The organism is Nonomuraea sp. NPDC049624, from assembly GCF_040675255.1.
Lineage (GTDB): Bacteria > Actinomycetota > Actinomycetes > Streptosporangiales > Streptosporangiaceae > Nonomuraea.
In genome coordinates this window covers 359,716-380,823 of the sequence record NZ_JBFAOR010000008.1, presented here as the reverse complement: position 1 = coordinate 380,823, position 21,108 = coordinate 359,716, and the positions used below count along the sequence as shown (strand labels likewise).

General features: G+C 71.1%; 23 protein-coding genes. 11 read left to right on the top strand and 12 right to left on the bottom strand.

Features of this window, described 5'->3' with window-relative positions:
* Positions 1 to 34: 34 nt before the first annotated feature.
* The gene (locus tag AB0J76_RS32825; RefSeq protein WP_352319545.1) at positions 35 to 904 is read right to left on the bottom strand and encodes an EamA family transporter; all 870 of its coding nucleotides are present in this window, start codon (positions 902 to 904) and stop codon (positions 35 to 37) included.
* Positions 905 to 1,095: 191 nt separating this feature from the next.
* Positions 1,096 to 1,911 (bottom strand): SAM-dependent methyltransferase, encoded by an 816-nt coding sequence (locus AB0J76_RS32820; protein WP_352319543.1) that lies wholly within the window; start codon positions 1,909 to 1,911, stop codon positions 1,096 to 1,098.
* A gap of 132 nt (positions 1,912 to 2,043) precedes the next feature.
* Between AB0J76_RS32820 and AB0J76_RS32815 the strand changes: the two genes are divergently transcribed.
* Entirely contained in the window at positions 2,044 to 2,388 is a 345-nt protein-coding gene (locus AB0J76_RS32815; protein WP_352319541.1) for a PRC-barrel domain containing protein, read from the top strand.
* Between the two features lie 160 nt (positions 2,389 to 2,548).
* On the opposite strand, the gene AB0J76_RS32810 is transcribed toward AB0J76_RS32815, so the two are convergent.
* Positions 2,549 to 3,100, bottom strand: coding sequence for a nucleotidyltransferase (locus tag AB0J76_RS32810; protein WP_352319540.1), 552 nt, complete (start codon positions 3,098 to 3,100; stop codon positions 2,549 to 2,551).
* Between the two features lie 151 nt (positions 3,101 to 3,251).
* Here AB0J76_RS32810 and AB0J76_RS32805 point away from each other — a divergent pair, with 151 nt between their 5' ends.
* Positions 3,252 to 3,737 (top strand): DUF1360 domain-containing protein, encoded by a 486-nt coding sequence (locus AB0J76_RS32805; protein ID WP_352319538.1) that lies wholly within the window; start codon positions 3,252 to 3,254, stop codon positions 3,735 to 3,737.
* A gap of 45 nt (positions 3,738 to 3,782) precedes the next feature.
* On the opposite strand, the gene AB0J76_RS32800 is transcribed toward AB0J76_RS32805, so the two are convergent.
* A complete protein-coding gene (locus tag AB0J76_RS32800) occupies positions 3,783 to 4,736 on the bottom strand; it encodes a TIGR03557 family F420-dependent LLM class oxidoreductase (protein ID WP_352319536.1) in 954 nt (317 codons plus the stop codon).
* Between the two features lie 71 nt (positions 4,737 to 4,807).
* Between AB0J76_RS32800 and AB0J76_RS32795 the strand changes: the two genes are divergently transcribed.
* The gene (locus AB0J76_RS32795) at positions 4,808 to 4,957 is read left to right on the top strand and encodes a GPGG-motif small membrane protein (protein WP_165959640.1); all 150 of its coding nucleotides are present in this window, start codon (positions 4,808 to 4,810) and stop codon (positions 4,955 to 4,957) included.
* A gap of 136 nt (positions 4,958 to 5,093) precedes the next feature.
* Complete coding sequence (locus AB0J76_RS32790) at positions 5,094 to 6,875, top strand: SpoIIE family protein phosphatase (RefSeq protein ID WP_352319534.1); 1,782 nt, start codon at positions 5,094 to 5,096, stop codon at positions 6,873 to 6,875.
* An 11-nt stretch (positions 6,876 to 6,886) separates the two neighbouring features.
* Here the strand turns inward: AB0J76_RS32790 and AB0J76_RS32785 are convergent, their stop codons facing one another.
* From AB0J76_RS32785 to AB0J76_RS32775, 3 genes are read right to left on the bottom strand one after another with little or no spacing between them, the layout of a single operon-like run.
* On the bottom strand, positions 6,887 to 7,627 hold the full coding sequence (locus AB0J76_RS32785) for a metallophosphoesterase (RefSeq protein WP_352319532.1): 741 nt from the start codon (positions 7,625 to 7,627) through the stop codon (positions 6,887 to 6,889).
* Positions 7,620 to 7,868: a BON domain-containing protein gene (locus AB0J76_RS32780; RefSeq protein ID WP_352319530.1), complete on the bottom strand. Its 249-nt coding sequence runs from the start codon at positions 7,866 to 7,868 to the stop codon at positions 7,620 to 7,622. The genes AB0J76_RS32785 and AB0J76_RS32780 overlap by 8 nt, the downstream gene beginning before the upstream one ends.
* Before the next feature lie 45 nt (positions 7,869 to 7,913).
* Positions 7,914 to 8,921 (bottom strand): DNA topoisomerase IB, encoded by a 1,008-nt coding sequence (locus tag AB0J76_RS32775; protein WP_352319528.1) that lies wholly within the window; start codon positions 8,919 to 8,921, stop codon positions 7,914 to 7,916.
* Positions 8,922 to 8,975: 54 nt separating this feature from the next.
* Here AB0J76_RS32775 and AB0J76_RS32770 point away from each other — a divergent pair, with 54 nt between their 5' ends.
* Both AB0J76_RS32770 and AB0J76_RS32765 read left to right on the top strand, forming a co-directional pair.
* Entirely contained in the window at positions 8,976 to 9,242 is a 267-nt protein-coding gene (locus AB0J76_RS32770; protein ID WP_352319527.1) for a hypothetical protein, read from the top strand.
* Between the two features lie 8 nt (positions 9,243 to 9,250).
* The gene (locus AB0J76_RS32765; RefSeq protein ID WP_352319525.1) at positions 9,251 to 10,255 is read left to right on the top strand and encodes an SDR family oxidoreductase; all 1,005 of its coding nucleotides are present in this window, start codon (positions 9,251 to 9,253) and stop codon (positions 10,253 to 10,255) included.
* A 232-nt stretch (positions 10,256 to 10,487) separates the two neighbouring features.
* On the opposite strand, the gene AB0J76_RS32760 is transcribed toward AB0J76_RS32765, so the two are convergent.
* The 3 genes from AB0J76_RS32760 to AB0J76_RS32750 all read right to left on the bottom strand — a co-directional run bounded on the left by AB0J76_RS32760 (position 10,488) and on the right by AB0J76_RS32750 (position 13,370).
* Entirely contained in the window at positions 10,488 to 11,003 is a 516-nt protein-coding gene (locus tag AB0J76_RS32760) for a GNAT family N-acetyltransferase (RefSeq protein ID WP_352319523.1), read from the bottom strand.
* 171 nt (positions 11,004 to 11,174) lie between these two features.
* Positions 11,175 to 12,890 carry an ATP-binding protein gene (locus AB0J76_RS32755; RefSeq protein ID WP_352319522.1) on the bottom strand — a complete coding sequence of 572 codons (1,716 nt, stop codon included), beginning with the start codon at positions 12,888 to 12,890 and terminating at the stop codon, positions 11,175 to 11,177.
* A 72-nt stretch (positions 12,891 to 12,962) separates the two neighbouring features.
* Positions 12,963 to 13,370, bottom strand: a complete 408-nt coding sequence (locus AB0J76_RS32750; RefSeq protein WP_352319520.1) for a RidA family protein — start codon at positions 13,368 to 13,370, stop codon at positions 12,963 to 12,965.
* A 130-nt stretch (positions 13,371 to 13,500) separates the two neighbouring features.
* Between AB0J76_RS32750 and AB0J76_RS32745 the strand changes: the two genes are divergently transcribed.
* Positions 13,501 to 13,881, top strand: coding sequence for a helix-turn-helix domain-containing protein (locus AB0J76_RS32745; protein ID WP_352319519.1), 381 nt, complete (start codon positions 13,501 to 13,503; stop codon positions 13,879 to 13,881).
* A gap of 237 nt (positions 13,882 to 14,118) precedes the next feature.
* A complete protein-coding gene (locus AB0J76_RS32740; RefSeq protein ID WP_352319517.1) occupies positions 14,119 to 15,945 on the top strand; it encodes a transketolase in 1,827 nt (608 codons plus the stop codon).
* Between the two features lie 5 nt (positions 15,946 to 15,950).
* On the opposite strand, the gene AB0J76_RS32735 is transcribed toward AB0J76_RS32740, so the two are convergent.
* Together AB0J76_RS32735 and AB0J76_RS32730 are read right to left on the bottom strand one after the other, a co-directional pair.
* On the bottom strand, positions 15,951 to 16,334 hold the full coding sequence (locus AB0J76_RS32735; protein ID WP_352319515.1) for a ChaB family protein: 384 nt from the start codon (positions 16,332 to 16,334) through the stop codon (positions 15,951 to 15,953).
* 13 nt (positions 16,335 to 16,347) lie between these two features.
* Entirely contained in the window at positions 16,348 to 16,629 is a 282-nt protein-coding gene (locus AB0J76_RS32730) for a hypothetical protein (RefSeq protein WP_352319513.1), read from the bottom strand.
* A 38-nt stretch (positions 16,630 to 16,667) separates the two neighbouring features.
* On the opposite strand from AB0J76_RS32730, the gene AB0J76_RS32725 reads away from it, so the two are divergent.
* The 3 genes from AB0J76_RS32725 to AB0J76_RS32715 all read left to right on the top strand — a co-directional run bounded on the left by AB0J76_RS32725 (position 16,668) and on the right by AB0J76_RS32715 (position 21,104).
* Positions 16,668 to 17,177, top strand: a complete 510-nt coding sequence (locus AB0J76_RS32725; RefSeq protein ID WP_352319511.1) for a shikimate kinase — start codon at positions 16,668 to 16,670, stop codon at positions 17,175 to 17,177.
* Between the two features lie 12 nt (positions 17,178 to 17,189).
* On the top strand, positions 17,190 to 17,744 hold the full coding sequence (locus AB0J76_RS32720; protein WP_352319509.1) for a GNAT family protein: 555 nt from the start codon (positions 17,190 to 17,192) through the stop codon (positions 17,742 to 17,744).
* A gap of 105 nt (positions 17,745 to 17,849) precedes the next feature.
* Positions 17,850 to 21,104: a serine/threonine-protein kinase gene (locus AB0J76_RS32715; protein WP_352319507.1), complete on the top strand. Its 3,255-nt coding sequence runs from the start codon at positions 17,850 to 17,852 to the stop codon at positions 21,102 to 21,104.
* The last annotated feature ends 4 nt before the right edge of the window (positions 21,105 to 21,108 follow it).

The window sequence follows — 21,108 nt, the reverse complement described above, 5'->3', positions numbered from 1 at the left end:
GTACCGGACCTTAACTCATCACGGGCCCTGGACCTCACATCTCCGTTTCCGCTTTCAGCGCGAGAACGGCGACCGCGGCGAGCAGGAGCGCGCACCCGCACCAGGCGAGCGGGGTCAGCCGCTCGCCGAACAGCAGGACGCCGATCAGCGCCGCCCCGGCCGCCTCGCCCAGCGAGATGATCGAGACCGTGGTGGCCGGCAACGCGGTGAGCGCGCGGAAGAACAGGCCGTAGGCCAGGGCGGTGGGCACCGCGCCCAGATAGAGCAGCAGCGCCACCGATGACAGGCTCAGCTCGGGCAGCACGCCCGCCGGGAGGGCGAAGGGCGCCAGGCAGGCCGCCCCGACCACGAAACCGCCGGCCGCGGTGGCCTGCGGGTCGGCCGCCCTGTGGTGGCGGGAGAAGAGCGTCACGCCGGCGTACCCGGCGGCCGAGAGCAGGGCGTACCCGATGCCGGACAGAGAGCGGGCCTGGACGACGGACTCCCAGGTGAGCAGGACGAGCCCGACCGGCGCGGCGGCCAGCGCGGCGCGGGCGACCGGGCCCAGCGGTTCGCGCAGCAGCAGCCGCCCGCCGAGGGCGGTGATGATCGGCGTGGCGCCCATGGTCACGACCGTCGCGACCGCGACGCCGGACCCGGCGATGGCCGCGAAGTACGCGGTCTGGTAGACGGCCATGCCGGCCCCGATCGGCAGCACGTGCCAGGTGAGCCGGCGCGGACGCGCCGCGCGGCGGGTGAGCGCGAGCAGGAAGGCGGCGCCGAGCAGGTAGCGCCAGAGCGAGACGCCGACGGGGCCGAGGTGGCCCGACTCGAACAGCAGCGCGCCGGCGGCGCCGCCGGTGCCCCAGGCCGTGGCGGCCACGGAGACGTAGACGCCGCCACGGCGGGCGGAGACAGGGGTCATGACAGGAGTTCTCCGGATGGAGTGGTCGGAATGGGCCCGTATGCGGGCAGCAACCACCCCCGGATCGCTCAGACCCGGAGAATCCTGAGACGCCGCCGCCCGCTAGCGGGCCGGCGGCGGGGAGCAGACGAGGAATCGACGCGGCATGGGCGCCACCCTAGCCGTCCCTCCGCCGCGAAAGCACCCGGGTTTCACGGCTTGCGGGCCACGCCTCCCAGCAGCAGCTCTTCCCAGGGAGCCAGCGGGCCGGGCAGCCGCTCGTCGGGGTGCCACTCGGGGAAGTGCACCACCCCGGGCTCGACCAGCACGAGACCGTCGAAGTACGCCTCGATCGCCGCGCGCTCGCGGAAGTGGCCGGTGCCCATCGTGGCCTGGAGCAGCGCCTCCAGCGCCTTGGCCTTGGGGTTGCCGGAGGCCAGCATGTTGGAGACGGCCAGGTGGCTGCCGGGGGCGAGTTCGGCGACGTACCGCCGGACCAGGCCGTGGGGGTCGTCGGCGTCGGGGAACAGGTGCAGCAGCCCGATGGCCAGCAGGGCCGTGGGCTGGTCGAGGTCGATCAGGCGGCCCAGCTCGGGGTGGCCGAGCACGGCGTCGACGTCGCGGGCGTCGGCGGTGATCGCGGTGGCGTGGGGGTTGCCGCTCAGGATGGCGCGGGCGTGCGGCTCGACCATGGGGTCGATGTCCACGTAGACGACCCGGGTACGGGGGTCGGCGAACTGGGCGACCTCGTGCGTGTTCTCGATGGTCGGCAGCCCGGCGCCGAGGTCGACGATCTGCCTGATGCCCGCCTCGCGGACGAGGAAGTCGACGACCCGGCCGATGAAGGCCCGGTTGCACCAGACGAGGTCGACCACCTCGGGCACGGCGTCCTTGAGCCGGCGCGCCACCGAGCGGTCGACGGAGAAGTTCTCCACGCCGCCGAGCAGGCAGTCGTGCACGCGGGCCACGCTGGGACGCGTGACGTCGACGCCCGGAGGGACCCACTCCTGCGCCTCGCCGACGGTCATCCGGCCCCCTTCCAGTCCGTGACGCGGATCGTATCCGCCACCACCGACGCTTTGTTGGGGGTTTACCGGAGTATGTCGGGGTAGCGGAGGTCTTGCCCGAGAAAAGACGGAAGAAGAGAGGAAGAGAGCCCGATGGAGCTCTGGAACTATCGTCCTGACGTCTATGACCGCGGCCAGAGCCTGGATCTCGTGGGGTACCACGTCCAGGCGACCGACGGGAAGATCGGGTCCGTCGACGAGGCGACGTACGAGGTCGGCGAGAGTTACATCATCGTCGACACCGGTCCCTGGATCTTCGGCAAGAAGGTCATGCTGCCGGCGCAGGTCGTCACGCGCATCGACCCTCAGGAGCGCAACGTGCACGTCGCGCGCACCAAGGCCGAGATCAAGGACGCGCCCGAGTTCGACGAGGGCAGGTACAAGGAGCCCGAGTACCGCACGCGGCTGGGTGACTACTACGGCCGCTACGGCGGGTGACCCTCGCAGTCTGTCCTAGAGGGAGGGCCGCGTCCGATCAGGGCGCGGCCCTCCGCCCGTTCCGGGCCTTTCCGAGCCTTTCAGGGCCTTTCAGGGCCGCCGGGTCAGGGCTGCGGAGTCAGGGGCGCGGGGTCAGGGGCGCGGGGTCAGGGGCGCGGGGTCACGGCCACCGGCTTTCGCCGCTCGCCACCACCGGCTCGCTCAGCACGCCCAGCCGCTCCAGCAGCGTCACGAACGTCGTCGCGTACGGCGAGTCGGCCACCACCGCCACCACCCGCGGCCAGTCCACCTGCTCGCGCAGCGCCCGCACCTGGGCCAGCAGGGAGCCGTAGTCGCAGGCGTGCTCCGACAGCGGCAGCAGCCAGGAGATGACCAGGTCGGTGGCCTCCAGCACGGGCACGATCACCGCCGACGCCTTCAGCGGCTCGGCCCGGTCCAGCAGCTCCTCGGTGATCTCATGGTCGGAGACGCGGAAGATCAGATCGACCAGCCGGCCCTCGTCGTACGCCTTGACCAGCCAGTCCTCCGGCGGTTTGGCGGTCTCGAAGCCCAGCCCGCGCAGGGCCTCCAGGGCGGCGGGCACGTCATGCTCGGTGAGCACGAAGTCGACGTCGTGCAAGGAGGGGGCGGCGCCTCTCGCATAGGCCGCGCAGCCGCCGGCCAGCGCGAACTTCACCCCGGCGTCCTTCAGCCCGGAGCTCGCGCGCTTCAACGTGTCAAGGATGGCGTCAGTGACCGCATGACCATGGCTGCTCATGGTTCCGGGCTACCCTCACGATCGTCATGTAGACGTTGGGAACAGCCCAAGAGACACCCCGAGGGACGGCGCGTAGAGGCAGGGGTTGAGGGTAGCGCCACACCCTATGACCGACATGCTGGAGAAGACGGAACGCGCCTACGGCAACGGGCATGATCGTCCGCTGGGCGGCTACCTGGGCATCCTCGCCACGTACGGCGCAGGGGTGGCCGGGGCGGCGGCGGCCGCGGTGCTCACCAAGCGGAAGCTGCCCGAACGGGTCGGCGTCCTCGACATCGCGCTCATGGCGGCCTGCACGCACAAGGTCTCCCGGCGCCTGGCCAAGGACCCGGTCATGAGCCCCCTGCGGGCGCCCTTCACCAGGTACGAGGGCCAGGGCGGCCCCTCCGAGGTCCAGGAGGAGCCGCGCGGGCCGATGGGCGAGCTGCTGGCCTGCCCGTTCTGCCTGGCCCAGTGGGCGGCCACCGCGTACGCCGTCGGCCTGGTCTTCGCCCCCAGGGTGACCAGGCTCGTCGGCGCCACGATGACCGCGGTGGCCATCTCCGACTGGCTGCAGCTCGGGTACGCCAAGCTGATGAAGTCGGCCGACTAGCTGTCAGCGCCCCCTCGGGTACGTCGAGCCGACGAAGCCGGCCGGTCAGCGCACTCTCGGGAGCACCTCGCGTTCGTAGAAGTCGAAGAACGCGTCCTGCTCCGTGCCGATCTGGTTGACGTAGACCTCGTCGAAGCCAGCGTCCACGTACTCCTTGAGCGCCCGCGCGTGGACCTCGGGGTCGGGGCCGACCGGGCTGCCGCCCACGGCCTCGTCCTCGGTGACCGACTCGGCGAGCTGCTCGAAGTGGCGGGGCAGCGGCAGGATCTGCGACGCCTCCCCCTTGATCCCCTGCGTGGGCCACAGGCGGTGGACGGTCTTGCGCGCGGTGGCCTCGTCGGCCGCGTAGCACGCCTTGAGGCCGCCGAGCGCCGGTTTGCCCGCGCCGCCCGCCTCGCGGAACCGCGTGACGGACTCGGCGTCCGGCGCGGTGGAGATGTAGCCGTCGGCCAGCCGGCCGGCCAGCGTCGTGGACTTCTCGCCGAACCCCGACATCAGGATGGGCACCGGCTCGTCGGGCAGCGTGTAGAGCCGGGCGGTGTCCACGCGGTAGTGAGCGCCCCGGTGGGTCACCAGCTTGCCGGTGAACAGCTCGCGCATCAGCCCGACGGCCTCTTCGAGCATCTCCAGGCGCTCGCTGAGCGGGGGCCAGCGCGACTCGACGACGTGCTCGTTCAGCGCCTCGCCGGTGCCCACGCCGAGCCGGAAACGTCCGCCGGTGAGCGCCCCGGTGGTGGCGGCGGCCTGCGCGACGACGACCGGGTGCGTACGGATGAGGGGACAGGTGACGGCCGTGGTGATGGGCAGGGAGGTCGCCTCGGCCACCGCGCCGATCACCGACCAGACGAAGGGCGCCTGGCCCTGCTCGTCCAGCCAGGGGTGGAAGTGGTCGGAGATCCACAGAGCCTCGAAACCGGCGCGTTCGGCGGCCTTGGCCTGGCGTACCAGTTCTTTGGGTCCGTGTTCCTCACACGACAAGAAATAGCCGAATGTCGTCATGGATCACCACCTGCCCGTTACGGCGGAGGAAAACATGTTAAGGAGTCGCGCGTGGGGGCAGTTGCAGTCACATGGCTACTTTGCTTTGGATCATCGCCGTTATCCTCGTCATCTCCGGGATCTATGTGATTCTGGCCCGTCGCGACCTCCTCTGGGGGATCGTGCTCATCGTCCTCGGCTTCCTCGTGGGCCCGGGCGGGGTCAGCATCTTCAATGTGTAGGGCGCACGCCGCCCCGCACTCCGTCCGTGACAACCCGCTGGGCCGAACCTCGAGAACGGCCCAGCGGACCCCATAGTTTTGCCGAAATATCAGCACCACCAGCCCTCAATCCCGATTGATCGGGCATGGGGAGCGAGTGAGCAGATTCCCGCCGTTCAGCCGCTTCGAGATGAACGCGGCTTCGGCACGGGTCCGTGAGCAACTTGTTCACGTACGCCGCCACCTGCGTACCCAGGCCATCCTCGACGAGGCCACGGCCCGCCTGGCCACCCGGCTCAACATCCGCCCAGGCGAGGCCGCCGAGCAACTCGCCAGGATGGCCCAGCACAGCGGTCTGGATCTCATCGAGGTCGCCAAGGGCATCGAACGGCCGTCCGAGCAGGTGCTCGAACGGCCCGAGGTGCCCGAGTGGGTACGCGGCATGCTGGCGGGCGTGCACGCCTCGGCCCTCTTCCTCACCCCGGTCCAGGACGACGCGGGCCGCGTCGTGGACTTCCTCGTCCTGGCCGCGAACCAGCACGCCCGGACCCCCGCCGGACGCACGGCCGACGACCTGGCCGGGCGCCGTCTGCTGTCGGTCAGCCCCGGCGTGGCCAGTTCGGGCCTGCTGGACGACTACATCGCCGTCTACGAGTCGGGCGAGTCGCTGCACCACATGCCGCTGGAGTTCGTCGAGGCCATGGACTACCGGCTGTGGCCGGCGACCCTGGCCGTGCGCGCCGCGCGCGTGGACGAGGGCCTGCTGGTGAGCTGGCGCATCCTCGACGACGAGGAGCTGCTGGTCTCCGGCTGGGAACGCGCCCAGCGCCTGGCCGAGCTGGGCTGGGGCGAGTGGAACCTGGCGACCGAGCGCACCCTGTGGACGCCGCAGATGTACGAGATGTTCGGCCGCGCCCGCGCCGACGGCCCGATGCCGCTGGAGGAGCTGCCCGGCGTGGTGGTCGCCGAGGACCTCCCCGTCATGGACGAGCAGATGCGCACGCTGCTGGAGTTCCGCGAGGCCGTGGAGAACGAGTTCCGCATCCAGCACCGGCACGGCGTGCGCCACCTGTGCGTCTACAGCGAACCGATCCTCGACGGGGACGGCGTGCCGGTCAAGGTCCGGTGCCTGGTGCAGGACGTCACCAAGAACCGCCGCAGGGAACGCGCGCTGGCCGTGGCGCACGAGCAGGCGACCAAGGAGAAGGAACGGGCCGAGCAGGAGCACCGGATCACCGTCCAGCTGCAGAACACGATCCTGCCGATCCGCCGGGGCCTCATCCCGCTGCCGGGGCTCGCCGTCGGCGTGCGCTACCTGCCGAGCGAGGATCTGGCCAGGCTGGGCGGCGACTGGTTCAAGGCCCGGCTGATCACCGACGGCCGGGTGCTGCTGGCCATCGGCGACGCCATGGGCCACGGCCTGACCGCCGCGAGCATCATGCTGCAGATGCGCTCGGGGCTGGCCGGCCTGGCCTACACCGGCGCTCCCGCCGGTCAGCTCGCCACCTGGCTGAACGACCTCATCGTGCACTCCAACGAGGACGTCACCGTCACCGGCACCGCGATCATCGGCCACTTCGACCCCGAGCGCCGCACGTTCGCCTGGACCAACGCCGGGCACCTCGCGCCCGTCCTGATCAGGGACGGGCGCGGGCAGGCCGTCGACGGGATCACCGGCACGCTGCTCGGGGCGTTCGACGCGGCCGAGTACGACATGACCGTCACCCAGCTCGAACCCGGCGACACCCTGGTCCTGTACACCGACGGCGTCGTGGAGCGGCGCGGGCAGGACCTGGACACCGGCATCGCCGCGCTCCTGCGGGCCTCGCGCTCCTGCGTGGGGGACGATCCCGAGCAGATGATCGACTGCCTGCTGCGGCGGCTCGGCGCCGACGAGTCCACCGACGACGTGTGCGTGATCGCCGCACGCGTGTTGTGACGCCCTCGGGGTCAGTCGTCGTAGTTGTTGCCCGGCTCCTCCAGGCAGTAGACACCGTACGCCCTGCCGAGGACGGGCAGGGCGACGTTGCGCACCCGGATGCCGCCCGAGGTCATGCCCTTCTCCGTGCCCTTGTGGGCGTGCCCGTGCAGGATGAGGTCGGCGCCCGCCGTGTCCACCGCCTCGGCCAGCAGGTAGCTGCCGAGGAAGGGGTAGATCTCCAGCGGCTCGCCCTCCAGCGTCTCCTTGATCGGGGAGTAGTGGGACAGCACCACGCGCTGGTCGGCCACGAGCTCCTTGAGCGCGACCTTCCACGCCTCGGCGATGTAGCGCGTGTGGGAGATGAAGTTCTTGATCTCGCGCTCGCCGAACTCGCTGGCGCTCTTGCCGGCGAACCCGCCGCCGAACCCCTTGCCGCCGACCACGCCCAGCTTCCGGTCACCGCACTGGATCACCGCGCCGTCGTCGTCGAGCACGATGACGCCGGCGTCGCGCAGCTCGGCGGCGATCTCGTACTGCAGGTCGGAGTGGTAGTCGTGGTTGCCCAGGACCGCCACGGTGGGGATGGGCAGGTCGCGCAGCTCGTCGGCCACGACCCGGCCCTCCTCCAGCGTGCCGTGCCGGGTGAGGTCTCCCGCGACCATGAACACGTCGGCACGTTCCTCGATGCCCTCAAGCCTGCGCCGGTACTGGCCTCTGACGTCCTCGCCCAGGTGGATGTCGCCCACCGCCGCGATTCGCAGGTCAGTCAAGATGCTCATCCTCCCCCGGCGCCGAGACGTCGACCACGCGTATCTCGTTGTGCAGGTGCAGCTGGGGCGCGATCTCCCGCGCCACCTGGCCGAGCCTGTCGCGCTGCTCGGCTCCGCTCACCTGACCACGCAAGAACAACTGGTCGCCGCGGACGTCGACCTTGATGCCCAGCTCGTGCGTGCGTCCGTCCTCGGCCAGCGCCTGTTGGACGCGGGCCGCGACGTACTGCGGAGCTTCCATCGCTTGCCTCCTTCTATTGTCGCCGCATGCCCGGGGATTAACGGCTCAAACGGCGCGAATAAGGTCTATAACGGCCCGTTCCACCGTCCCGTGGGTGGCGAGCTGCCCGTAATCGGCGTCCGCCCCGAGTTCGGTGAGGGCCGCGGCGATCGTCCTGTCCTGGTCGTACGCCTCCACCACCCGCGGGTCCACGTACGACGCCCGCGCCACGGTCGGCGTGTTGCCCAGGTATTCGGCCACCTCCCGCATCACCCGGGTGACCGCCCGCTTCCTGGCGGTGCCGTTCCCCCGGGCGTGCTTGGAGACCGCCAGGCCCACGGCCGCCAGGACGGTCGCGTGCCAGGTGCGGAAGTCCTTGGCGGTGACCTCGCAGCCGACCAGTTCGCGCAGGTAGTCGTTGATGTCCTCGCTCCTGACGTCGCCCCAGCCGCCTTCCGGGCGGCGGTAGCGGAGCAGCTCGCCCTCCGCGCCGAGCGCCTTGAGCGAACGCAGCACCGTGCAGGCTCCGGGATCGGCCACCACGACCTCGCGGGAGATGTCGCCCTTGGCCTGGTAGGCGCAGGTCACGACGCCGTTGCTGCAGGTCACGTGCTCCATGCGCAGGGTGGCCAGGCCGTAGGTGTCGTAACTCTCGCCGCCGATCCTGAAGAAGCCGACGTCCAGCAGGCGGGCGGCGGCGGCCAGCACCCGGTCCCTGGTCAGGCCGCGGCCCTTGAGGCGGTCGTCCACGGCCTTGCGGAACGCGGGCAGGCGCTCGGCCACCTCCAGCACGTGGTCGAACTTCGCCTTGTCCTGCTGCTCGCGCCAGAGGTCGTGGTAGCGGTACTGCCGGCGTCCGGCCGCGTCCACGCCGACGGCCTGGAGGTGGCCGTACGGGGACGGGCAGATCCACACGTCCTTCCACGCCGGGGGGATGACGAGCGACCTGATGCGCTCCAGCGTCGCCTTGTCGCGCACCGGCCGCCCGTCCGGTCCTTCGTAGCTGAACCCGCGCCCGCGACGGCGCCTGACGATCCCCGGCTCACTCTGGTCACTGGGATGTAGCTCGGGCACGCAGGGCGGCTACCCAGCACGTTAGGCAGCAAACAGGACGGGCAGGTGAGCGGCATGCCTGAGAACACGGATGACGGTAGATGGCACGAAGAGGGTGACCGAAAGGGCCACCCCATGGTGCCCGCCACACCGCGCGACGTGGTGCACATCAGGGTGGGATCGTTCATTCTGGTGTTCCTCTTCGCGTTCACGGTGCTGGGACTCATAGCAGGCGCGCCGGTGATGGCAGGGATCGCGATCGTGTTGTTCATCATCACGATCGTCGACATCGCCCTGGCGATCCGGCGGCAGAAGGACCGAAACACGGGAGAGGCAGGCTGACAACCGACATGGCATCCCTTCGAGGACGCGTGGTAGTGGTGACGGGCGCGAGCGGCGGGGTCGGACGGGCGGTGGTGCGCGAGCTGGGCGCTCGCGGCGCGCGGGTGGCCCTGATCGCCCGGGGCACGGCGGGCCTGGGCGCGGCCGCCGTGGACGTGGGAACCGCGGGCGGGGACGCGAAGGTCTACGAGGCGGACGTGGCCGAGTACGAGCAGGTGAAGGCGGCGGCGGAGCGCGTCGAGGCGGAGATGGGACCGATCTCGGCCTGGATCAACACCGCCTTTTCCTCAGTCTTCGCCAAGTTCACCGATATTTCGCCAGATGAGTACGCTCGTACCACTTCGGTGACGTACCTCGGCTACGTGTGGGGCACCAAGGTCGCCCTCGACCTCATGGGCCCCCGCAACGCCGGAACCATCGTCCAGGTCGGCTCGGCCCTGAGCCATCGCGGCATCCCCCTCCAGTCGGCGTACTGCGGGGCCAAGCACGCCATCAAGGGCTTCACCGAGTCGCTGCGCACCGAGCTCCTGGCCGACCGGAGCGGCATCGACGTCACGCTGGTCCAGCTCCCCGCGGTCAACACCCCTCAGTTCGAGTGGGTCCTGTCCAAGCTGCGGCGGCACCCCCAGCCCGTACCCCCGATCTACCAGCCGGAGGTCGCGGCGCGCGCCATCGTGTACGCCGCCGAGCACCCCGGACGCAAGGAATACTGGGTGGGCGCCAGCACCGCGGCCACCCTCATGGCCCAGCGCGTCGCCCCCGCCCTCGTGGACCGGTACCTCGCCAGGACCGGCATCCAGTCCCAGCAGACGGACGAGAAGCAGCCGAGCGGGGTGTCGAACCTCTGGGAACCGGCCGACGACGACAAGGACTACGGCGCGCACGGCACGTTCGACCGGCGCTCACACGGTCACAGCCCGCAGGTGTGGCTCTCCCAGCACCGGCGCGCGGTGCTGCTGGCGGCGGGGGGTGTGGCCGCGGCGGCCGCGGCGGCCCGCCGGTTCACCCGCTGACCGACGCCCGTTGCCTCTGACCGGGCAACGGGCCTACTTCTCTGGCCCCCGCCCGGCACCCGGTTACCGGGTGGGCCGCGGGAAGCTCGCTACGCTCGCCATGGTTGCCCGCCCGGCACCCGATTGCCGGCTGGGCATCGGGAGCCCGCCCCGGACCAGGTGCGCAACGAAGTGCCCTCTGCCGATGTACCGGCCATGCCCCTACCGTCCGAACCGATCAAGACAGTTGGGCTCAGCGTCCCGGCAAGGCTCGTTCCAGCTCGATCAAGGCCAGCGCGGGCCCCTCTTCGAACTCGTGGTCGTGCGTCCTGCCGGTCTCGGTGAAGCCGTTCTTGGCGTAGAAGCGGCGGGCCTGGGCGGAGTCCCGGATCGTCCACAGGTGCACGTCGTCGTACCCGGCGTCGCGTGCCGCGTCCAGGACGGCCGTCAGCAGAACGCCGGCGATGCCGCTCCCCCAGACGTCCGGATGGGCGAAGAAGGTATAGATCTCCGCGGAGCCGGGACGGGAGGTGGAGGCCCCGAACCGGGCGAAGGCCCCGGGCCGCTCGTTGAGGCGCGCCAGGAGGATCGAGTCCCCGCCCTCGGCCAGGATGCCGTGCCACTTGCCGCGCCGCTCCTCGATCCCGGCCGCGGCGACCTTCGGCGCGCACAGCGGGCCGTGCGAGACACCCCAGGACAGGGCGTGGATCTCACCGAGGACGTCCCCGTCACCGGGTTGCGCGGGGTGGACCGTGATCACGTCAGGCATGACCTGAACACTAGTGCCGGCTACTGTTGCCGACTCGACCGGGGCTGAAGGGTCGATCCCTCAGCCCCACGGTCAGCCACCGCACCCCTGCAACGAGTTCACGAGAACGCATTCGCAGAAGGTGACGCACCGACGACACCCGGACGCAGGCCCGTCCGCTCACCCCGGCTTTCAGGATTTGGACTTCGGAAATCTGGGCCCCGGCCCGTACTTCACGCCCGCTCCCCCTCGCGCGTCACCGATCTTGTCGATGATCTCGCGCTCCCGCAGACTGTTGAGCAGGTCCCGGGCCGCGTAGACATGTAGATCGAAGAGGCGGCGTATCGTCTGGTTGGTGACGAAGCCGTACTCCCGGACGTGCTCGATCACCTTGCGATCCATGTCGTCCACGTCGACATGCCGATACGAAACCGAGCGGGACATGGAGGCGAGCACCTCTGCCCGCAGCCGATAGGTGGGGAACTGCTTGGAGGCGCTTCGCTTGGTGGGCGCGATCAGGTTGTAGTCGTCAAGCATCATGCGCAGTACTTGCTGCGCTTCGACGGGCGCCCGCTGAATGATCTCAGCCAGCTCGAACGCGTCGATGCTTCTGCTGTGACGCAGGTGCGTCAAGGAGAGCAGGATGTTGATGTCCCTGCTCGCCCTCAGGGGCAGATCACTGATGAACCGCACGAAGGCCGCGTTCCCGATGCCGCCCGCGAGGGTCGCCCGAACCAACGTTCCGTGGTCCTCGAAGAGCGGCGGCTCCTTGCCGATTCGGAGCATCTCCCGGTAGGCGCGGTCCACCCCTTGTCCTGTCCGCTCGGCGAGTTGCAGGACGGACACGGTCTCCGTGAGGAGCCGGTTCCTGGGAGTGGACGGATGGGTGAGGATGTTGGCGGGGGTTACCCCCGACACCAGGCCGCCGGGGCTCGTGATGATCATCCGCTCGGGAGAGTGCTCGATGTCGACGGTTCCGCCGGTCTCGTAGGACCGATGGATGAAGGCGTTGATGACCAGCTCTCGTGCGGCTTCGCTGGGATAGTCGGTGAGCTGGAGTTGCACGCCACCTGCCAGATTGAGCGGCCACACCTCTCTACGGCTCTCCATGGCGTCGGTCATGGCTTGGATCGCCGCGATCAACGGCCTGGTTCCTCTAGTCCGCCCGGTGGCCTCGCTGCCCGAGGTGGGGCGGAACTGGTAGGAGTAGCCATAACTCGGGACTACTCGCGGAATCAGCTCTTCATCGGCCAACAGCAGTACTGCCGCATTCGTGACGCTTCCGTTGGGCGCGATCAGGCGAAGCGACTCAAGGAGGGCACGGTCCGCCAGCTCAGCCAGATGATCCCGTCCGCTGGCGATCAGCAGTCGCCGGAGCCTCTCGAACTCCACCGCGCTCAGTTGGCCGATGCCGAGGCTGGAGGCGTCGGCCGACCAGTCGACCTGGCCGCGAGCGATCATGACCTCGCGCTGCTGGTGCGGAGGGAACGGCAGGCACTCCTTGCCGAGACGACGGGTGGCGAGGCCCGCGGCGTTGCTGTGCGGCATCGCCCCCTGCGGGACCGTGATCAGAATCAGCCGCACGCCTTCGACGACCCGCTCTTCCACGAAGGCGGTGATCGGTGGGCTCGTCCGGTCGAAGATCCCCTTCCGGATGCCCTCCACCGTGTAGCTCTCGGGCACACCGCGAAGTGCCTGGACACGGTCGGTCGCCTTGTCGTCGACCCCCAGGACGAGGGTGCCGCCGTGGGCGTTGACGAAGCAGACCAGGGCGTCGGAGATGAGATTGAACGTGGCCTTCAGCGACTCGGCCACCAGCTTGAAGTCAAGCGTCTCCGACTCCAGGGAGTCCGCCTTGACGCCCTCCCCCACCACAGCGAGCGCCGCGTCCACCTCGTCATGCTTCACTTCACTGAGGATAACTGAGAAGTGGGTTTTCAACGACGTTTCTCAGTTGGGCTCAGTACAGCGCGCGTTCCCTTACGGGAGGATCGCGGTGGCTTCGACCTCGACCAGGTGGTCCGGGACGGACAGGGCCGCCACGCCGAGCAGGGTTGCCGGTGGGGTCGTCGTCGTGCCCAGTTTCGCCTTCGCCCGGGAGATCCCGTCCAGGAGTGCGGGCATCTTGTCGGGGGTCCAGTCCACGACGTGGACGGTCAGTTTCGCCACGTCGTCGAACGACCCGCCGGCCCCCGCGACGGCGGTGGCGACGTTGAGGTAGCACTGTTCGACCTGTGCGGCGAGGTCGCCCGCGCCGACGGTGGCGCCCTCGGCGTCCCAGGAGACCTGGCCGGCGACGAAGACCAGCCTCGTGCCCGACGCGACCGCCGTCTGGTGGTAGACGTCGATCTCGGGCAGGCCCTCGGGGTTCAGCAGGGTGACGGGCATGGTGTGGGCCTCCTGACGGGGGCGGCCGGGATGCGTACGGCCGCCCAAGACTCTCTTGTGGTTACTGAGGAACTGTAGGAGAGTGTCAGCTGACGTGGAAGAACGCACTTTTCAGTGACTGGGGAACCTCATGGTGACCAAGCAGTTCAAGGGCTCGGCCGGCGAGGCGGACCTGAGGCGGGCCGACTCCCTGGCGCGGGAGATCTTCACGGACGTCGCCAACAAGTGGGCGTTCCTGATCATCGAGGCCATCGGCGAGGGCACCCTGCGGTTCGGCGAGCTGCGCGACCAGGTGGAGGGCATCAGCCACAAGATGCTCACCCAGAACCTGCGCATGCTGGAGCGCAACGGGCTGGTCGAGCGGACGGTGTATCCCACCGTGCCGCCGCGGGTGGAGTACACCCTCACCGAGCCGGGACGGGCCCTGCGCGCGACGGTCGACGCGATGTGCGCGTGGACGCAACGCCACCTCGGCGACATCGAGGCCGCCCGCCGCCGCTTCGACGCCTGACACCGGCCGCGGACCGTCCAGTCACGGACAGACCAGGACCGCCCAGGACCGCCAGGACCGCTCAGGCACCGCCCAGTCACAGACAGACACCGGACAGGCACCGGACAGGCACGGCAGGCCGAGACCGCCCACGCGAGGGAGGTTTCAACTGCCGACAAATGGGGTCAGGTGACGTCAGGCCCGAGTTAAGCGCCGCCCAGGGGGTAGGCGGCGTGAAACTCACGAGGGAGGGTCTTGATGCCTGAACGCGATCTCCAGTACTTGACCGAACTGGCCGCGCAGCTGCGCGTCGACTCCGTACGCGCCGCCGCGGCGGCCGGTTCCGGGCACCCCACCTCGTCGATGTCGGCGGCGGACCTGATGGCCGTGCTGTTCGCCTGTCACCTCAGGTACGACTTCGACCGCCCCGACAACCCCGGCAACGACCACCTGATCTTCTCCAAGGGCCACGCCTCCCCCCTTCTCTACTCGCTCTACAAGGCGGCGAAGGTCATCGACGACGAGGAGCTGCTGTCGTTCCGGCGCCGGGGAAGCCGGCTGGAGGGGCACCCCACCCCCCGGCTGCCCTGGGTGGACGTCGCGACCGGCTCGCTCGGTCAGGGACTGCCGGTGGGCGTGGGCGTGGCCATGGCGGGACGGCTGGAACGGCTGCCGTACCGGGTGTGGGTGCTGTGCGGTGACAGTGAGCTGGCCGAGGGGTCCATCTGGGAGGCGGCCGAGCACGCCGGGGCCGAGGGGCTGGCCAACCTGGTCGTGATCGTGGACGTGAACCGGCTGGGGCAACGCGGCCCGACCCGGCACGGATGGGACACGGGGGCGTACGCGCGCCGGTTCGGCGCCTTCGGCTGGCACACGATCGAGATCGACGGCCACGACCCCGGCCAGATCGACTTCGCGCTGGGCGACGCCTGCAACACCCGCCGGCGTCCCACCGTGATCCTGGCCAAGACGCGCAAGGGCGAGGGGGTCGTCGAGGTCGAGAACCGGGAGGGCGCGCACGGCAAGGCGCTCAAGGACCCCGACAAGGCCATCGACGAGCTGGGCGGGCCGCGCAGCGTCCATGTGGACGTGCACCGTCCGGAGGGCGAGGCCGAGCCGTTCCACTTCGACCCGCGCCCGGCGACGTTGCCGGAGTACGAGGTCGGCGCGAAGGCGGCGACCAGAGCGGCGTTCGGCGCGGCGCTGACGGCGCTCGGCGCGGCCCGCGGCGACGTGGTGGCGCTGGACGGCGAGGTGGCCGACTCGACCAAGACCGAGGAGTTCGGCCAGGCGTTCCCCGAGCGCTTCTACGAGATGTACATCGCCGAGCAGCAGCTGGTGGCGGCGGCCGTCGGGCTGTCGGTGCGCGGCTGGACCCCGTACGCGGCGACCTTCGCGGCGTTCCTGACCAGGGCGCACGACTTCATCAGGATGGCCGGCGTGAGCCAGGCGTCGATCCGGCTGGTCGGCTCGCACGCCGGCGTCTCGATCGGCGAGGACGGCCCCTCGCAGATGGGCCTGGAGGACCTGGCCATGATGCGGGCGGTGTACGGCAGCACGGTGCTGTACCCGTGCGACGCCAACCAGGCGGCGGCGCTGACCGTCGAGCTGGCGGACGTGTCAGGGGTTTCCTACCTGCGCACCACCCGCGGCGAGACGCCGGTCATCTACCCGCCCGGCGAACGTTTCCCGGTGGGCGGCTCGCGGGTGCTGCGGCGCTCGCCCGACGACCGGGCCACGATCGTGGCGGCCGGGATCACGGTGCACGAGGCGCTGGCCGCTGCCGACGAGCTGACGGCGGCCGGCGTGCCGGTCGGCGTGATCGACCTGTACTCGGTCAAGCCGGTGGACGCGGCGGTGCTGGTGGAGGCCGCCACGACGACGGGCAACCTGATCACGGTCGAGGATCACCGGCTGGAGGGCGGGCTCGGCGACGCCGTGCTGGACGCCGTCAGCGAGCTCGGCCCGCGGGTGGTGAAGCTCGCCGTGACCGGGTTGCCCGGGTCGGCGACGCCTGAGGAACAGCTCGCGGACGCCCGCATAGACCGCCACGCGATTGCCGAGGCGGTCAAGCGGTTGTTGTGAAGGAACTAGCGGGCTTTCGCCGTGGCCTTCCTGTTGGCCTTCTTGATGGCGTCCACGAGCTCCTTCTTGGTCATCCTGGATCGGCCGCGCACCCCGAGCCTGGACGCCACGCCCTGCAAGTGCTCCTTGCTGGCGTTGGCGTCCACGCCCTCGTCGGTCCTGCCGGAGCGGTCGGTCGCGCCCTTGTCGGACGGTCCCTTCTGCCCCTTGGGCTCCCAGTGGTCTCCGACCTTCTCGAAGGAGTGCTTGAGTGCGGCGAACGCGGTCATGTGCGCTCGCCGCCCCTCTCCGTACTCCTTCACGGCGGAGTCGTGCGCCTTGATCCACGTGTTCTGTGCCTTCTTCGGCGAACGCTTGATGGTCGACGGCAGCTCGTCAACGGCTGGCATGTCGATTCACCTCCTACAGCGGCGGCTCGTCGTAGTGGCGGCGCTCCTCGTACACCGTGGTCCTGCGGGTCTCCGGCTCCTCGTAGATCTCGTGCCGGTGAACCGGCTCGTCGATCGGGCCGACCGCCCTGCGGGTGACGCTGATCCGGTAGATGCCGAACAGCAGCCCCGCCAGGCCACCGAGCATGAGGATGACGCCGACGACGTTGATGTCGAGGCCGGCGAGGTCGAACTCGACGGCCCACGTGAGGATCGCACCGAGCATGATGAGGATGATGCTTCCGGCGATGGTCATCAGATTTACCTCCTTGACACGAAGGAACCTCTATCCACATGTCGAAAAACAAACCAGTCGTGGTGATCGGGCTGATGGGATCGGGTAAGACGACCGCGGGCCGCCTCCTCGCCACCGCGCTGGGGATGCCGTTCACGGACAGCGACCCGTTCCTGGAGAAGGAGCACGGCGGCACGGCGGCGCAGATCGCCGTCCGCGAAGGGGCCGAGGCGCTGCACCGGTACGAGGCCGAGCACGTGCTGGCGGCGCTGGCGGGCGAGCCGAAGGTGATCGCGGCGGCGGCCAGCACCGTGGAGGACCCCCGGGTGCGCGAGGCGCTGCGCGAGGCGTTCGTGGTCTGGGTGGACGCCGCCGACGCCGTCCTGGCCCGGCGCATGAGCTCGGGCGCGCACCGTCCCGAGTTCCAGCCGGCCGCGATGCGGGCCCGGCGCGAGGGCTACTTCCGGCAGGTGGCGGACCTGACGTGCGACGTCGGCGTGCTGACCCCCGAGGAGGTGCGCGACGCGGCCCTGCGGAAAATGGGTTTGCCCGCCGATGAGCAGGACTGATAGCCAGAGGGGATGTTCGCCGAGAAACCCACTTTGACGGGTGAGCGCGTCAGGTTGCTCCCCGTCGGCCCCGAGCACGTCGAGGGCCTGATCACGTTGATCAGCGATCCGGAGGTGCAGCGGCTGACGGGCTCGCACGGCGAGGTCGACCACGAGGTGGCCCGCCAGTGGTACAGCACGAGGGGCGAGCACGCCGACCGGCTCGACCTGGCCATCATGGCCGGCGACGAGTACGTCGGCGAGGTCGTGCTCAACGAGCTCGACCGGCACAACCTGTCGTGCAACCTGCGCATCGCGCTGATCGGCGCCCGGGTCTTCGGCAGGGGCTACGGCACCGAGGCGATCGAGCTGGTCCTCGACCACGCCTTCGCCACCACGCCGCTGCACCGCATCGGCCTCGGCGTCTTCGCCTTCAACGACCGGGCGCGGCACGTCTACAAGAGGATCGGGTTCGTGGAGGAGGGCGTGCAGCGCGACACCCTGCTGTGGGAGGGCGAGTGGCACGACTCCGTGACGATGTCGGTGCTGCGGCCGGAGTGGCAGTCAAGATCCAGAAGCCTGGCATAATGATCATGACGCATGGGTCCCCCGAGGCGCGCGGGGGACCTGTGGTCGTTCACCGACAACCAACGGCCGGTCCGGCGCATCTAAGCATCAGTGACGATGCGCTTGGTGCCTGGTGATCCCGAGAGGCTGGGCGGCTTCTGGCTGGCCGCCCGGCTCGGCGCGGGCGCGCGCGGGGTGGTCTACGACGCCTACGACGACGAGGGCCGCCGCTACGCGGTGAAGGTGCCCAGGGTCGAGGTCGAGCCGGTCGCGCGGGTGAGCTGCCCGCACCTGGCGGAGGTGGTCGCCTCCGGGGTCGATCACGGCATCCCCTACGTGGTGAGCGAGTTCGTCGACGGGCCCGACCTGCGGCAGGCGGTCGAGCGGCACGGGCCGTACCGGGGCGAGGAGCTGGCGGCGCTGGCGGGCGCGCTGGCCGGGGCGCTCCGCGCGCTGCACGCGGCCGGGCTCACCCATCGCGACCTGCGGCCGGAGAGCGTGCTGCTGGCGGCGGGCGGCCCCAAGGTGATCGACATGGGGGTGGCGGTCGGCGGGTCGCTGGGGGCGACGTGCACGTACCTGGCCCCCGAGATCCTGACCGGCAGCGGCCACGAGACGGCGACGGACGTCTTCTCCTGGGGGGCCGTGGTGCTCTACGCGGCCACGGGCGGCGATCCGTTCTCCGGGCGCAGTCTCGGCGCGGTGCTGCACCGGCTGCTGACCGTCGATCCCGACCTGAGCGCCCTGCCCGACGGGCTGCGCGAGCTGGTCGGGCGGGCGCTGGCCAAGGACCCCGCCGCCCGCCCCTCTGCGGACGAGCTGCTGGTCGAGGCCGACCCCGCCGCGTTGCGCCCGCCGGCGGGCCTGGCCGGGCACAGGTCGCTCGGCGAGCTGGCCGAGCGCGTCTACGCCGGGCTCACGCCGCGCCAGCAGGAGGCGGTGCCGGGCCTGCTGCTGCGCCTGATGGACGGCGACGACCCCCACGACGAGGGCGGCGTACTGGCCCCGCTCATGGACGCCGGGCTGCTCGTACGCCGCAGCGTTCGGGTGCCGCCGACCGAGACCGCGGTCGGCAAGCTCGTGGCCGTGCGCGACGACCGGGTGGCGCCGGCCAGCGCCGCGCTCTACCGGGCCTGGCCACGCCTGCGCGGCTGGGTGGCCGACGAGCGCGACGGCCTGGCCGTCCACCGGGAGCTGCGCCTGGCGGCCGACCGGTGGTCGCGCCACCGGCGCGGGCACACCTACCTCTACCGGGGCGACCGGCTCGACACGGCGCTCGGCTGGGCCGCGGCCAAGCGCCGCCACCTGCGGCTCAACCAGCTCGAACGCGACTTCATCGGCGCGAGCGTGGCCATGTCCAAGCAGCGCAGGCGGCTGCTGCGGCCCTCGATGGCGACCCTGGCCGCCGCCCTGGCCGTCGCGGTGTCGATGTCCGCCGTCACGCTCAACGGGGAGCGCGAGCTGCGCGGGCACCTCCTGGAGGCCAACGCGCGGGCCGTGGCGGCCCGCGCCGAGGCGCTGCGCTCCTCCGACCCGCGTACGGCGATGCGGCTGAGCGTGGCGGCCTGGCGGATGTCGCCGGTGTTCGAGGCGCGGGTGGCGTTGCAGGCCTCGCTGGCGCAGCCGGAGCTGGGCGTGTTCACCGACCCCGCGGCCGACGAGCGGGCCGGCTACCTGCTGCGCGGCGACGAGCTGGTCAGGTGGCGCGACCGCACGCTGACCGTCTGGGACGTCCGCGGCGGCCGGCAGCTGGCCGCGCACACGCTCCCCGAGGGCAGCGCCGCGCTGAGCGACGACGGCCGGTACGCCGAGGGCCCCGGCGGGCAGCCCGTCGAGGTGGCCACCGGCCGGCCCCCCGCGACCGGGACGTACACGATCACCAGCGGCAACCGCACCCGGGTCTACCGGGGCGCCGAGGTGCTGCTCGACGTGCTCGACCGCCGGGTGGCGGTGTCGCGCGACGGGAGCCGGGCCGCGGTCTCCGACCTGGACGGCCGGGTCGAGCTCTGGTCGCTGACCGGCCGGGCCAAGGAGCGGGAGTTCACCGTCCGGCCGCAGACCGGGCCGGACCGGTCGGCGCCGCCCCTGTCGTTCAGCCCCGACGGCCGCACCCTGGCCGTCGCGGGCCGCGACGGCGTCACCCTCCTCAGGCCCGGCGCCGAGCCGGCGCAGGACGCCACGACCGGCACCGCCGCCACCGCGTTCGCGGCGGACGCGGAGACGGACGCGCAGACGGACGCGGACGACGGGAAGCTGCCGGCGGACGGCCCCGCCGGCACGCCCGTGTTCAGCCCCGACGGCAGCCTGCTCGCCCTCCCCGGCCGGGACGAGGTGCGCCTGTGGAGCGTGGCCGAGCGGCGGCTGGCCGGCGCCTACCGCTTCCGCGGCGACCAGCACGGCGACCTGGCCTTCTCCGCCGACGGCCGCACCCTGCGCTACCTGAGCGGCCTGGGCTCGGTCGTCTCGCTCGACGTCTCCGGCCTGCCCGCGCCCTCCTCCGGCGTCCGCACCGCCGCGCTGTCGAGCGACGGCCGGGTGGCGGCCAAGGACGTCGGGAACGCCATCCGGCTCACCGACGTGGTGGCGCGCAAGCCGCTGGCCGAGATCGCCGCCACCGGCGACGTGGCCTTCGACGCGGCGGGCAGGCTGCTGGCCGTGGCGGGCGACCCGGTCACCGTCTGGGAGGCGTCGGGCGGCAGGAGGGTGGCGGTGATCGACGCGGGCGGCGACGTGCCGGCCGTGGCCCTGTCCCCCGGCGGCGACACGCTGGCCACCGCGCGCGGCCGGCTGCTGGAGACCTGGGACGTGCGCGCCGGCCGCCGGATCAGGGCCTACGAGGGCGCGGGCGACCTGGCGATGGCCTTCAGCCCCGACGGCTCGACGCTCGCCTCCGGCACGAACCTGCTCGACCTGCGCACCGGCCAGGTAACCCCGCTCGCCCCGGTCGCCGTCCGGCCCACCGCGCTCGCCTTCTCCCCCGACGGCCGCACGCTGGCGATCGGGCTCGGCGGCGGACGCGTCGAGCTGTGGGACGTCCGCCGGCGCGAGCGGGCCGGCTCGGTCGAGACCGGCCCGGCCCCGGTACGCGACCTGCGCTTCTCCCCCGGCGGTGACCTGCTCGCGATCGACGCGGAACGCACCTCCCTGTGGGACGCCGGCACGCTGCGCGAGGTCGGCCAGGTCGGGTCGTGGGCCGAGGGTCTGGCCTTCAGCCAGGACGGCCGCAGGCTGCGCGGCGTGGCGGCGGACGGCAGCGTCCGCGAGAGCCCGGTGGACCCGGCGCTGACGGCCCAGGAGGTGTGCGCCCGCGCGGGCGGGCCGCTCAGCCAGGACGAGTGGAGCCGGCTGATCCCGGAGAGCGGCTACCAGGGCGGCTGCTGAGCCG